This is a genomic window from Pseudomonas endophytica, from assembly GCF_001411475.1.
Lineage (GTDB): Bacteria > Pseudomonadota > Gammaproteobacteria > Pseudomonadales > Pseudomonadaceae > Aquipseudomonas > Aquipseudomonas endophytica.
The window spans coordinates 1-13,173 of the sequence record NZ_LLWH01000019.1 but is presented as its reverse complement, the minus strand read 5'-3'; the positions used below and the strand labels follow the sequence as shown (position 1 = coordinate 13,173).

Below are 13,173 nucleotides of genomic sequence, written 5' to 3'. Positions count from 1 at the left end.
TCGCATGGCCATGCCTATCCCGGCGCAGCTCGATTATGTCCACGCAGCGGCCATACCTGAGGTGTTCGTCACGGCTCATGAGGCGATGATGCACTTGGCCCGTCTCACGTCTGGCGACTCGGTATTGATTCACGCCGCTGCGGGCGGGGTAGGATCGGCTGCTGTGCAATTGGCTTACGCCACTGGGGCGACAGTCTATGCGACAACCGACAGCAGCAAACTTCAGCGCGTCGAGCACTTAGGTGCAGAGGTCGCCATCGACTATAAAACCCAAGACTTTGCCCGGGTCATCGCTGAAAAAACCAATGGCAAGGGGGTCGATGTGGTGATTGATTTTGTGGGCGAACCTTACTTCGCTCGCAATATTGCTTCGCTGGCTTATGGCGGCCGTCTGGTTCAGGTCGGGATCCTTGGCGGTGGAGGTGCCGTGACTATTGAACTGGAGCATATTCTTTATCGTCACCTGAAAATAATTGGGACGGTTATGAAGTCCAGGACCCAGCCAGAGAAGCACGCAATGATCAAACGCTTCCGCGATCACTGGCTCAGCCGCTTCGATGGCGCAGGGAGTTTGGAGCCGGTGGTTGACAGTACCTTCCCACTGTCCCGTGCAGCGGATGCCCATCGCCGAATGGAGTCAGCAGAAAACGTCGGCAAAATTATCTTGACGATGTTGCCTGAAGACTTGATGTAGCGCTGTGCATGACGGTCTAGAAGGAGGGCGCAAGGAGCGTTGCACGCCTCAAACGTGTGCAAACGGTCCTTGTTAGCCAAGGCATCGATCTCGCCCCGTCATTCGCCGTTGAAATTTAAGCAAAGGCTGCGGTTTTTTGCCCTGAGGGTTGCCAGTCTGAATTGTCAGTTGTCGACAGGACGAGTAAATTGCCTCCATGAACCAGCCAATAGCCCCCTCATCTATCCCCAGCGCCCGCGGCCCAGTCGAACACGATATTCGAGATCAAATTATCGCGGCCGCCAGCGAGCACTTCAGTCAGTACGGTTATGCCAAAACCACCGTTTCCGACCTCGCTAAGCAAATTGGTTTTTCCAAAGCCTATATCTACAAGTTTTTTGATTCCAAACAGGCGATCGGTGAGGCCATCTGCAGCCGATGCTTGGCAGAAATAGTGGCTGCGGTGGAACAGGCCATCAACCAAGAGAACTTATTGCCGACTGAGCGCTTTCGACGTTTAGTCAACACAGTGATCGCTACAGGTGTGAATTTGTTCTTTAACGACCGAAAACTGTATGACATTGCAGCGTTCTCGGCGTCGGAGAACTGGCCCAGTGCGCAAGCTTATGACGTTCAGATCAAAGGTTTCGTGTTGCACATCGTGCAGCAGGGGCGAGAACTCGGCGAGTTTGAACGCAAGACCCCACTGGATGAAACAGTCACAGCCATACACTTAGCGCTACGGCCATTCGTCAATCCTTTGCTGTTGCAGTACAACCTTGATTTCGTCGAGCAAGCTCCCACCCTCACCTCGAACCTTATCTTGCGTAGCTTGATGCCTTAATCGCAGGTTCGGTTTAACGCGTGTATCTATAGACGCCCAACGGCTACCCTTTTTATCGAATTGAGCGTGACCACTTCTAATAGTGGTCACATTTTTTTATGTGCCTGCTGATCCATATTCATAGATATAGGCTTCGCTGGGGGAATTAAAAATTGAATTTAGTGACCATTGACTTATTTGGTCACTAGTCTAAAAATACGACGCTCGTCCTATTCCTAGTTAAGGGAACCTATGCGCCGGCTTCGACCTTTATCCATTGCCGCTAGTTTGTTGCCTCTTATCCTGACGGCGTGCAGTGATTCAACCAGCGTTGACGATCCCCGTCTGCATGCCCCGTTGGTGAGGTCCACGGTTGTTGATGCTTCGCCCGAGCTTGCGCGTTCTTTTACTGGCGTCGTGGCCGCCCGTGTACAGGGCGACCTAGGTTTTCGGGTAGCAGGCAAGGTGCTTGAGCGTCTGGTTGATACCGGTCAGAGCGTTAAACGGGGTCAGCCGCTGATGCGCCTCGACCCAGTCGACTTGGGGCTACAGGCGCGGGTGCAGCAAGAGTCCGTCTCCGCTGCTCGGGCTCGAGCCAAGCAGACCAAAGATGAAGAGGCTCGATATCGCACGTTAGTGGCCTCAGGCGCTATTTCTGCATCGGCCTACGATGAAATCAAAAGCGCAGCAGATACTGCCAAAGCTCAACTCAGTGCCGCCCAAGCGCAGTCTGATGTAGCTCGCAATGCTTCGGGTTATGCGGTGCTTTTTGCGGATGCTGACGGCGTTGTGGTCGAGACGCTCGCCGAGCCAGGGCAGGTGGTGAACCCGGGCCAACCAGTGGTTCGACTGGCACGGGCTGGTCAGCGTGAAGCCGTCGTGCACCTGCCCGAGACGTTGCGACCGGCTATTGGCTCCACCGCACAAGCGACGCTTTACGGCAATACCGCCTCTGCTGTTAGCGCCACATTGAGGCTGTTGTCTGACTCGGCCGATCACATGACGCGCACCTTTGAGGCGCGCTATGTGCTTGAGGGCGCGCTGGCCAACGCGCCAATAGGTGCGACCGTCACGCTTCGGATCGCTGATGACACGGCGCAAACCCAAGCGCTGCAAGTGCCTATTGCAGCACTTTATGACCCAGGCAACGGCTCTGGGGTCTGGGTCATCGTCGGTGAACCTGCCAAGGTGACTTGGCGAGCGGTTCATGTCTTGGGACTGGTCGATGATTCAGCGCGTGTTGCGGGTGATCTTAAGCTCGGTGAGCAGATCGTTGCGCTAGGCGCACATCTATTACGTGAAGGTGAAACCGTCAGATTGCCTCAACCGGATGACGTCAACGTTGCCGGAGGTCGTCCATGAGTGAGGGCCGCTTTAATCTTTCTACGCTCGCTGTTCGGGAGCGCTCAATCACGGTGTTTCTGATTTTCCTGATTGCCGTTGCAGGCATCTTGTCGTTCTTTGAGCTAGGGCGCGCCGAAGACCCTCCGTTTACGGTCAAACAGTTAACGGTCATTACCGCTTGGCCGGGCGCCACAGCCCAAGAGATGCAAGATCAGGTCGCAGAGCCTCTCGAAAAACGCCTACAAGAACTCAAATGGTACGACCGCACTGAAACCTATACCCGCCCTGGTTTGGCCTTCACGATGGTGTCACTGCTTGATGGCACGCCGCCCTCAGCGGTACAGGAGCAGTTTTATCAGGCGCGTAAAAAGCTCGATGACGAGGCAGGCAAGTTGCCCGCAGGAGTCGTTGGGCCAATGGTCAACGACGAATTTTCGGATGTGACCTTTGCGCTGTTTTCCCTGAAAGCTAAAGGTGAGCCACAGCGCCTGTTAGTGCGTGATGCTGAGTCGCTACGCCAGCGTCTATTGCACGTACCGGGAGTGAAGAAGGTCAACATCATTGGGGAGCAGCCCGAGCGTATCTATGTTTCGTTTTCCCATGATCGGCTGGCCACCTTGGGCATCGCACCTCAAGACATCTTTGCCGCACTGAACACTCAGAACGTCCTCACCCCTGCGGGTTCGGTCGACACCGATGGGCCCCAGGTGTTCCTGCGTCTGGACGGTGCATTTGACAAGGTGCAGAAGATCCGCGACACGCCCATTTCGGCTCAAGGCCGTACGTTAAAACTGTCTGATGTGGCGACGGTCGAGCGTGGCTATGAAGACCCAGCAACATTTTTGGTGCGCAACAACGGTGAAGAGGCTGTGTTGCTGGGCGTCGTCATGCGTGAGGGCTGGAACGGCCTTGAGCTAGGTAAGGCCCTTGATGCCGAGACGAGTGAGATTAATGAAGGTATGCCGTTGGGCATGTCGCTGTCCAAGGTGACTGATCAATCGGTCAATATCAGCTCAGCGGTTGACGAGTTCATGATCAAGTTTTTCGTCGCGCTGCTGGTGGTGATGCTGGTCTGTTTTCTCAGTATGGGCTGGCGTGTCGGTGTAGTCGTTGCGGCGGCTGTGCCGTTGACGTTGGCCGTCGTGTTTGTCGTGATGGCGGCCACAGGAAAGAACTTTGACCGTATCACCCTCGGCTCGTTGATCTTGGCGCTGGGGTTGCTGGTGGACGACGCCATCATCGCTATCGAAATGATGGTGGTGAAAATGGAGGAGGGTTACGACCGCATCAAAGCGTCCGCGTATGCCTGGAGCCATACCGCAGCGCCGATGCTTGCCGGTACGTTGGTGACCGCTATCGGCTTTATGCCCAACGGCTTCGCGCAATCGACCGCTGGCGAGTACACCAGCAATATGTTCTGGATCGTCGGTGTTGCCTTGATCGCCTCTTGGGTGGTCGCGGTCGTGTTTACCCCGTATTTGGGCGTGAAGATGTTGCCGAGTATCAACAAGGTTGAGGGCGGTCACGCGGCCATCTATAACACGCCTAACTACAGGCGTTTGCGCAAGCTGTTGACGTGGGTTATCGCTCGCAAATGGTGGGTGGCCGGTACAGTCATCGTGCTATTTGTGATGGCGATCCTTGGGATGGGCGTGGTCAAAAAACAGTTCTTTCCTACCTCGGACCGTCCAGAAGTGTTGATTGAAGTGCAAATGCCTTATGGCACCTCCATTGCGCAGACCAGCGCCACCGCCGCCAAGATAGAGACTTGGCTGCAGCAGCAGGAAGAGGCAAAGATCGTCACCGCGTATATCGGGCAAGGCGCGCCGCGTTTCTATCTGGCGATGGCGCCGGAACTCCCCGATCCATCTTTCGCGAAAATTGTCGTGCTGACCGACAGCCAAGAGGCGCGTGAGGCGCTCAAGTTTCGTATCCGCGAGGCGGCGGCGCAGGGGCTTGCTCCTGAAGCGCGGGTGAGGGTGACTCAGCTTGTGTTTGGCCCGTATTCGCCATTCCCAGTGGCCTATCGGGTAATGGGACCTGACCCCTCAACGTTGCGCGACATCGCAGGTCAGGTACAAAGCGTGTTGCAGGCAAGCCCGATGATGAGAACCGTCAATACCGATTGGGGGCCGCTGACGCCGACCCTGCATTTTGCGTTGGACCAAGACCGCCTTCAGGCGCTTGGGTTAACGTCCAGCTCCGTGGCGCAACAACTGCAGTTCCTGCTGACAGGCGTGCCGATCACCGCGGTTCGCGAGGACATTCGCGCGGTGCAGGTGGTGGGGCGCGCAGCGGGTGATGTTCGGCTTGATCCCGCCAAAATAGAAGGCTTTACATTGGTAGGCAGTGCGGGTCAGCGGGTGCCGTTGTCCCAGGTGGGGGCGGTCGATGTGCGCATGGAAGATCCGATCCTTAGGCGTCGGGATCGTACACCGACCATCACCGTGCGCGGCGACATTGCCGAAGGTCTACAACCGCCAGACGTTTCGAGCGTGATGACCCAAGCATTGCAGCCTGTCATTGACTCGCTGCCGAGCGGTTATCGGATAGAGCAGGCGGGTGCAATCGAGGAATCCGCCAAGGCGGGTAAAGCCATGATGCCGCTGTTTCCGATCATGATCGCCATTACGCTGCTGGTCATCATTGTGCAGGTGCGTTCTATCTCAGCGATGATCATGGTGTTTCTCACTTCGCCACTGGGGTTGATTGGCGTGGTGCCGACACTGCTTATTTTTCAACAGCCTTTTGGCATTAATGCACTGGTCGGCTTAATCGCTCTTTCGGGAATCCTGATGCGCAATACGTTGATCCTGATTGGGCAAATCCACCAAAACGAGCATGAAGGGCTGGACCCTTTTCACTCAGTGATCGAAGCCACCATACAGCGTGCTCGACCGGTCTTGCTGACAGCGCTGGCCGCAATCTTGGCATTCATTCCACTGACGCACTCGGTGTTCTGGGGGACTTTGGCCTACACGCTGATCGGAGGCACCTTTGCGGGAACCCTCATCACGTTAGTGTTTCTGCCTGCGATGTACGCGATCTGGTTCAAAATCGGCCCTAATACTGGCGAGCAGACTGAAACAACGAATTTACCAAACGCTTAATTGTTGAGGGCGAGCACGGCACTTCAAACGCCTGAAAACCTTGTGCTACGCTCTTTTTGGTTTGAATCAACCACTACTTAAAATCTGGAGTGCGCAATGAGAAGCATCTTATCCACGTTAACGATCACACTGGCAGCCCTAATACTCAGTGCCTGTGTTGTCGGTGGTTCTAATAACGCTGGGCAAGGAGAGTTTGAAATCCGTACTGGGGTGATCGAACAAATTGAGCTGACGCAGGTGAAGTCGAATCATGAAAGTGGCGTAGGCGCCGTTCTCGGCGGGCTTGCGGGCGCTGGTATCGGCAGCTTGATTGGTCACGGCTCGGGCCGTGATGTAGCAATGGTTGCGGGTGCATTGGCGGGTGCGGTCGGCGGTAATTACACCGAAAAACAAAACTATGATCAGCCGCGTGAAGCGCAGCAAATCATTGTGCGCATGAGAAGCGGTGTTTTGGTGTCGGTGACCCAGCCGGTCAACCCAGCGTTGGCGCCTGGCATGAACGTGTACATCGAGGGTGCTGGTAGCGATGCTCGCGTAGTACCGCAGAACTGAAGAAAGCCGAGGGTTGCCTCAACCCGCAGCACAGTAAGTGATTAAGCCCGGTTAGAGACTAATCGGGCTTTTTTATGCCTGCTCTGTGGCCCCTCACAAACAGCCGAACCTGAAGCGCTGCGTCGTTATAAAAAATCATGAGCGTGAAATTTTTGGCGTGCTATAAAGCATTTAAACCCCAACCAAAAACTAAAAAAATGCTCTCACTCTTGAATCACACCGATAGTTATTCTTGGCTGATACTGGTCGCTATGCTGCTGCTTTTATGTTTTTCAGCCTTTGCAGGGAAGGTCGTGTGGGGCAGTAAATCGGTGCGTAATCCTGATTTCGATGATGAGTTAAAAGTTGTTCTAGGCTGCATCTTGTCGATGTTCGGTTTGCTCGTGGGTTTTATTCTTTCCTTTGCCATTAGCGGATTAAATTCGCGCATGACGGCAGAAGAGAATGAGGCCATTGCTATCGGCAATGCCTTCCAGCGTACAACCTTGCTCACGCAGTCTCAGCAACAGAAAGCGGAGGCCATGTTGCAAGACTACTTGGCCTTACGTATTGCTTTTTTTGCCACGGAAGACGACGCCAAACGTGCGGCGATACGGATGGAGTCCATCAAAAATCAATCCCACATGTGGGATGCGATTAGCAAAATAGCAAAAGAAAATCCCAATCCAGTCGTTGTTACGGTACTCAATGCAAGTAATGAGTTGTATGTCGCACAACAAAAAACCATGTCCAGCTGGCGCCATCAAATACCGGGTGTGGCCTGGGCGTTGCTTGTTTTATCGGCCGTCTGCTCTAACTTTCTAATTGGTTACAATGCGAAGGGAAGGTTGGGCAGTAATATGTTGGTGTGTATCATGCCGATTTTTACTGCGCTGGCATTGTTTATGATTGCCGAGATTGATGTTCCCGGAAAAGGGCTTATACGGGTGGCCCCCGATAACTTGCAAGCGTTGATATTAACTCTGGATCAGGGCGGGTTAACGTTGTAACAAGCTGAACAGCTCAATGAATGTTAGCGAACCGCCACTGTAAGTCGCTGAAATGCTAGCTGTTTTGAACCAGATCTTAGGGCTTGCAGGCAGGCTGACAAACCACATCTGGCAGTCAGGAGCGTTAACGGGTAACTTTAGGGCTCCCATCCAGAACGATTTTCGCCATGTCTTTGCTCAACCTGCATCGCCTGACCCTTATTGGTTTGATCTTTTTCATTCTTGGCCTGCTTGGCGTCGCCTATGCCGTGTACGGCATCTACACCGGCCCCAAGCCAACTGACCCGGGCCTTATGCGCAGCTTGGTTGCGGCTGGGTGCATGCAACTGACCGGCTATGTGCTGCTCAACCGCAATCGCTGGCGGATGATGTTTGGTAAGCCGCGTAAATAGATCACAGCCAGCCCTGTATACCTTCGCGCTAATCCGGCCCAATTAATCTAACGCAAGGCGGCCCTCAAGGATCTCCTTGAGCACGACCGCCTCATTGTTTGATTGATCCTTGGCGGCGTAGATCAGCGTCGTTTTGCCGTGGCGCACCTGTTGCTCAAGTTGCGACAGTGCGGGGTTATGTTTAAGTTCTTCGCAATAGCGTTTTTTGAACTCCGGCCATTTATCAGGCGCGTGTCCAAACCATTTACGAAGCTCTGTACTGGGTGCAACTTCTTTAAGCCAGAGATCAATGTTGGCTTTCGCTTTGGCCACGCCCCGAGGCCAAAGCCTATCGACGAGAATACGTTGTCCATCCGCTTCGCTTGGGAGCTCGTAAGCCCGCTTTAACATGACGTTCATGGAGTCCTCAGCTTGTCCGTAAATTGAGTTAAGCGTCACGCTGGAAACCTAGAACGTCTTGTTGTCCAGCACACAATGCTCACGCGATGAACTGAACAGCGTAGCAGCGCTTGACCTCAATGCTCGTTTCTAACGAGCCATTGAGGTCAAGCGCTGCTTGCAGAGTCACTGATCAAGGACTTAGCAGAAAACTAGACACTGCTCGCCAAACTGGTCGCGTTCATTCTGCGCTTATAGGCACTGTCCCGGCTCGCTAGCCAGAAATACAGCGGCGAAGTCACGAGTAAACCGACTACCCAAGACAAATCGGCACCATCAATGTGAGCTGAAATCGGGCCCACGTAGAGCGGCGTATTCATAAACGGAATCTGCACCGCAATACCGATTGCATAGGCCAACAGTGCCTGTGGGTTGTAGCGCCCATAAATGCCACCGTCCACGCGGAAGATCGACGCAATGTCGTACTTGCCCTTGTGGATGGCGTAGAAGTCGATCAGGTTGATCGCCGTCCACGGCACCAGCACCACCAACAACACCAGCACCATATCGACGAAATGCCCGATAAAGTCTTTCGAGGCGAATACAGCGGCAATTGCACACGCTGCCAGCACGAGTGTGGAGATCAGCGCACGGCTCTTGGCTGTTGGAATCCAGCGATAGGCAAAGGTCTGGGTCAGGGTGATGATCGACAACACCGCACCGTACAGGTTGAGGGCGTTGTGGCTAATCACGCTAAGCAGAAACAGCACCAGCATCAATGGACCTATAGCGCCGGTAGCGAGTTTCACGGCTTCCATGGTGTCCATTCCGACGGGCGTCGCGAGTACGGCAACGGCGCCAAAGATGAAGGAAAGGCTGGAGCCCAGCACCGACCCCATGTACGTGGCCCAAAAGGTAGAAGCGACGGGTACATCCGCGGGTAGGTAGCGTGAGTAGTCAGACACGTAAGGGGCGAATGCGATCTGCCACAGAGCGGCGAGCGACACAGTGGCCAGCCAGCCGGAAATGTTGAATTCGCCGCGCGTCAGAAAATCCGTGGTTTGGATATGGGTGAAGATATAACCAAAGCCCAGCACAATGCCGGCGCCCAGTACCCAAGTGCCGATGCGATTAAGCACGTGGATAAATCGGTAGCCGATGATGCCGATGATCCCGGAACCGATAGCACCGATCACGATGCCCACCGGCACGGGCACCGAGTCGACTACGCCGTGCAGGGATTTACCGGCCAGCACGATGTTAGAGGCAAAGAAGCCGATGTACATGACCCCGGCGATCACGACCACCAACAACGCACCCAGAGAGCCGAACTGGGCGCGGCTTTGAATCATTTGCGGGATGCCCATTTGTGGGCCTTGGGCTGAGTGCAGCGCCATCAGCACACCGCCAAGCAAGTGGCCAACCAGAATGGCGACAATCCCCCATACCAGATTGAGGTGGAACAGTTGTACACCCAATGCACCGGTGACAATTGGCAGCGGCGCGATGTTGCCGCCGAACCACAGGGTGAATAGATCTCTTACCTTTCCATGACGATCTTCAGGGGGCACATATCCGATTGTGTGCTTCTCAATGAGGGGGGTGCTGGATGTTGCAGTGGTGACCATGATGAACTCCAAGGCAAGGTGAGTACGTGGACGTACTTCGCAGTGCGCATTGCGGGCAGCGCTTTGTTGTTGGAGTGATCATCTGCAATGGTGGCGGGGAGGTAAATTAGTATGTTTGTTGCTATAGACGTTAAAAAATATAGCTCGCCCCTTTTCTTGCTCCGGTATGTTGCACACAGCGTTAACGCTGAACAAAACAGCTTTTTCTTGCACTTGTTTGGGGCAAAACCCCACGTTTATCGAGGTCCCGATGGCTGCTTACAACTTGCGCCAACTCAAATATTTCATCACCACGGCCGAATGCGGAAGCGTTGCCGAGGCGTCACGCAAGCTTTATATCGCGCAGCCGTCGGTGTCCACCGCGATCAAGCAGTTGGAAGAGAGCTTTGGTGTGCAGCTTTTCATCCGCCACCACGCACAAGGCGTGTCATTGACACCCAGCGGGGCGCGCTTTTACCGCAAGGCGCTAGAGTTGCTGCGTGTCGCCCATGAGTTTGAGCAAAACGCCTTGGCAGACAATGATGTGGTGTCTGGTCAGATTGACATTGGCTGCTTTGAAACGGTCGCACCGCTGTACTTGCCGCGCTTGATTGCCGGGTTCAAGAAGCGTTGGCCGGGGGTTGAAATCCGCATCCGCGATGGCGAGCAGCAAGAGCTGGTTCAGGCGCTAACAGCGGGCAGCATTGATATGGCAATGCTGTTTGAGCATGACTTGGGTGGCAGCATCGAGACTACGCCCTTGATGCCGCCCCAACAGCCGTATGCGCTGTTACCCGCAGATCACCGTTTTGCGCAGCAGGCCAAAGTCTCGCTGGCGGACTTGGTGCTTGAGCCGATGATTTTGCTCGACGTCTTACCGAGTCGGACTTACTTCGTGAGCATTTTTGAAGAGCGTGGATTAACCCCGAACATCGTGTTCAGTTCGCCATCGATTGAGATGGTCCGCGGGATGGTCGGCAGTGGGTTTGGATTCTCGATTCTGGTGACCAAACCTTTCACCGAATACACCTACGATGGGCAGAAACTGGTGTGCATCCCGTTGGCAGAAACCGTGACTGGCTCCGGCTTATCGGCGGTCTGGCTACGGCGTGCGCCACTTACCAAACCAGTGCAACTATTCGTCGACTACTGCCGTGAAGAACTGGCCAGCATTTTGACCTAAACACCGGAGCTGCCGCAGGCTGCGATCTTTTGATCTTTAAAAGCAAAGATCGCAGCCTTCGGCAGCTCCTACGCGGTTATTGACCAGCCCTTTACGCGCGGATCGAATCCAGCATCCGCAACAGCATCGCGTCACATCCGGCTAATTGTTCAATACTCACAAACTCATCCGGCTTATGCCCTTGATCCATGCTGCCAGGCCCACAGACCACGGTGGGAATGCCCACTGCATCGAACAACCCACCCTCCGTGCCAAATGCAACCGTGCCGAACTCCTTGGAGTTCGAAAACGCCGCAATCAACTCAGCCGCTTGGCTGCGCTCATCGGTGACTAACCCCGGATACGCTGACAGCTCGGTAAAGCGAATGGCACTCTGCGCACTCACCGCCTGCATTCGTGGCAGCACGTGTTCTGCGGCGTAGGTTTTTAGTGCGTCAGCGACTTCGGTGGGATCCTGAGAGGGCAGGGCGCGAATCTCAAAGTCAAACCGGCAGTCTGCGGGCACGATATTCAGCGCCTTACCCCCGGCGATCACTCCTGTTTGAACGGTGCTGAACGGCGGATCAAACCGCGGATCTTGGCGCTCTTGCAAGTGACGCCCGATTCGTCCCAACTCGCCAATCAAGTCGGCGGCATGCTCAATGGCATTCACCCCATAGGGCGCATAGGCCGAGTGACAGGCTTCGCCGTGCACATCACAGCGCATCGCCAGCTTGCCCTTATGGCCAAGTACAGGCTTGAGCTGCGTCGGTTCGCCAATAATGCACAGCATGGGTTTCACCGGTCGCTGCTCCAGCACCGAGAGCAACGAGCGCACGCCAAGGCAACCCACTTCTTCGTCGTATGACAGAGCAATATGCACCGGGATCCGCAGCGGCGTTTGAACCAACATCGGCACTAAGGCCAACACGCAGGCGATATAACCTTTCATGTCCGCCGTGCCTCGGCCATACAGCTTGCCTTCACGCTCAGTCAGCTCGAAAGGCGGCAGCGTCCATGGCTGGCCATCAACCGGCACCACATCGGTATGCCCTGACAGCACAATGCCTTGCTCCCCAGTCGGGCCAACACTGGCAAACAGGTTGGCCTTAGAGCGTTCTTGGTTGTACACCAACTCGCAGGCCACGCCATGGCCCGCCAGATAGTCGCGTACAAACTCAATTAAGAGCAGGTTGGACTCGCGGCTGGTGGTATCAAAACCCACCAGCGTTTGCAGCAGGTCGCGGCTGCTGCTCATCGGTCATCTCCGGCCACGCCATACCCCGGCGAACGGTCAGGTGCGAGGGCGCGGTCGATATAGTCCTGGACTTGTGGGCGGTAGGCGTCCCATAGCTTTTGCAGCTCACCGATGGGGTTTTCATCGGCCCAGTCCACCCGCAGGTTGATGATCGGCCACGTTAACTCACCCACCACCACCAACGCCGCTGAATGCACCGGACCGGCTTCGCCGCCTGCGGCCATCGCGGCGTGCATGGCTGCCAGCAGGCGATCAGCCAACTGACCTTCGCCTTGCTCGAATGCTTGAACCATGGCGGCGATGACTTCACCACTGGCGAGCATATTGCCTGCCGCCACGCACTGTTCACCGGACAACGCGTTGTGAGTGCCAAGGGTTTCGCTGCCGCTGAAATGCACCGTGTTGCCTTGGTGATCAATCGCCGTCAGTTGCCGGTATTGGCTGTAGCCATTGCGCGTCAGTGCCTTATCAATGGCCTCTGAGGGCGAGACGCCTTGCTCCAGCAAGTCGAGGACGTCCGGGCCCAGTGCCGGTAGCGTGATGTTCTGGGTTGATACCGCGCCCACACCGGGGCGCAGCCAAGGGCAACGAGCGCCTACCGCAATGCTCGATGAACTGATGGCAATGCCCAGTTGGCCGGTTTCCGCGCAGCGGGCGACGATTGAAAAGGTCATAGGTAGCCTCCTTACTCTGGAATAACCGCGATCACGTCTATTTCCATCAGCCACTGTGGCTGCCCCAGCGCCGACACCACCAACCCGGTAGAAATCGGAAACACGCCCTTCAGCCACTTGCCGACTTCTTGGTACACCGGCTCGCGATAGCGCGGGTCGATCAGGTAGGTGGTGGTCTTGACGATATGGCTGAGGTCGCTGCCTGCTTCTT

General features: G+C 55.3%; 13 protein-coding genes. 8 read left to right on the top strand and 5 right to left on the bottom strand.

Annotated elements, in window-relative coordinates:
* The 7 genes from AQS70_RS02765 to AQS70_RS02735 all read left to right on the top strand — a co-directional run.
* On the top strand, positions 1 to 694 hold a 694-nt coding region (locus AQS70_RS02765), incomplete at its 5' end, for a zinc-binding dehydrogenase (protein ID WP_055101410.1).
* Between the two features lie 196 nt (positions 695 to 890).
* Positions 891 to 1,517 (top strand): TetR/AcrR family transcriptional regulator, encoded by a 627-nt coding sequence (locus tag AQS70_RS02760; RefSeq protein WP_055101408.1) that lies wholly within the window; start codon positions 891 to 893, stop codon positions 1,515 to 1,517.
* Between the two features lie 231 nt (positions 1,518 to 1,748).
* On the top strand, positions 1,749 to 2,858 hold the full coding sequence (locus AQS70_RS02755) for an efflux RND transporter periplasmic adaptor subunit (protein ID WP_055101407.1): 1,110 nt from the start codon (positions 1,749 to 1,751) through the stop codon (positions 2,856 to 2,858).
* The gene (locus tag AQS70_RS02750) at positions 2,855 to 5,950 is read left to right on the top strand and encodes an efflux RND transporter permease subunit (protein ID WP_055101406.1); all 3,096 of its coding nucleotides are present in this window, start codon (positions 2,855 to 2,857) and stop codon (positions 5,948 to 5,950) included. The genes AQS70_RS02755 and AQS70_RS02750 overlap by 4 nt, the downstream gene beginning before the upstream one ends.
* 96 nt (positions 5,951 to 6,046) lie before the next feature.
* On the top strand, positions 6,047 to 6,502 hold the full coding sequence (locus tag AQS70_RS02745; RefSeq protein WP_055101405.1) for a glycine zipper 2TM domain-containing protein: 456 nt from the start codon (positions 6,047 to 6,049) through the stop codon (positions 6,500 to 6,502).
* Between the two features lie 137 nt (positions 6,503 to 6,639).
* Positions 6,640 to 7,491 (top strand): bestrophin-like domain, encoded by an 852-nt coding sequence (locus AQS70_RS02740; RefSeq protein ID WP_241492792.1) that lies wholly within the window; start codon positions 6,640 to 6,642, stop codon positions 7,489 to 7,491.
* Positions 7,492 to 7,658: 167 nt separating this feature from the next.
* Positions 7,659 to 7,883 carry a hypothetical protein gene (locus AQS70_RS02735; protein WP_055101404.1) on the top strand — a complete coding sequence of 75 codons (225 nt, stop codon included), beginning with the start codon at positions 7,659 to 7,661 and terminating at the stop codon, positions 7,881 to 7,883.
* 42 nt (positions 7,884 to 7,925) lie between these two features.
* On the opposite strand, the gene AQS70_RS02730 is transcribed toward AQS70_RS02735, so the two are convergent.
* Together AQS70_RS02730 and AQS70_RS02725 are read right to left on the bottom strand one after the other, a co-directional pair.
* Positions 7,926 to 8,282 (bottom strand): DUF488 domain-containing protein, encoded by a 357-nt coding sequence (locus AQS70_RS02730; RefSeq protein ID WP_055101403.1) that lies wholly within the window; start codon positions 8,280 to 8,282, stop codon positions 7,926 to 7,928.
* Positions 8,283 to 8,473: 191 nt separating this feature from the next.
* Positions 8,474 to 9,889 (bottom strand): purine-cytosine permease family protein, encoded by a 1,416-nt coding sequence (locus AQS70_RS02725; protein WP_055101402.1) that lies wholly within the window; start codon positions 9,887 to 9,889, stop codon positions 8,474 to 8,476.
* Between the two features lie 250 nt (positions 9,890 to 10,139).
* On the opposite strand from AQS70_RS02725, the gene AQS70_RS02720 reads away from it, so the two are divergent.
* Positions 10,140 to 11,051 (top strand): LysR substrate-binding domain-containing protein, encoded by a 912-nt coding sequence (locus AQS70_RS02720; protein WP_055101401.1) that lies wholly within the window; start codon positions 10,140 to 10,142, stop codon positions 11,049 to 11,051.
* Positions 11,052 to 11,142: 91 nt separating this feature from the next.
* Here the strand turns inward: AQS70_RS02720 and argE are convergent, their stop codons facing one another.
* The 3 genes from argE to AQS70_RS02705 all read right to left on the bottom strand — a co-directional run.
* A complete protein-coding gene (gene argE, locus AQS70_RS02715; RefSeq protein WP_055101400.1) occupies positions 11,143 to 12,288 on the bottom strand; it encodes an acetylornithine deacetylase in 1,146 nt (381 codons plus the stop codon).
* The gene (locus AQS70_RS02710; protein ID WP_055101399.1) at positions 12,285 to 12,962 is read right to left on the bottom strand and encodes a DUF1028 domain-containing protein; all 678 of its coding nucleotides are present in this window, start codon (positions 12,960 to 12,962) and stop codon (positions 12,285 to 12,287) included. The genes argE and AQS70_RS02710 overlap by 4 nt, the downstream gene beginning before the upstream one ends.
* An 11-nt stretch (positions 12,963 to 12,973) precedes the next feature.
* The coding region (locus tag AQS70_RS02705) for a RidA family protein (RefSeq protein ID WP_241492791.1) at positions 12,974 to 13,173 on the bottom strand (200 nt) is incomplete at its 5' end.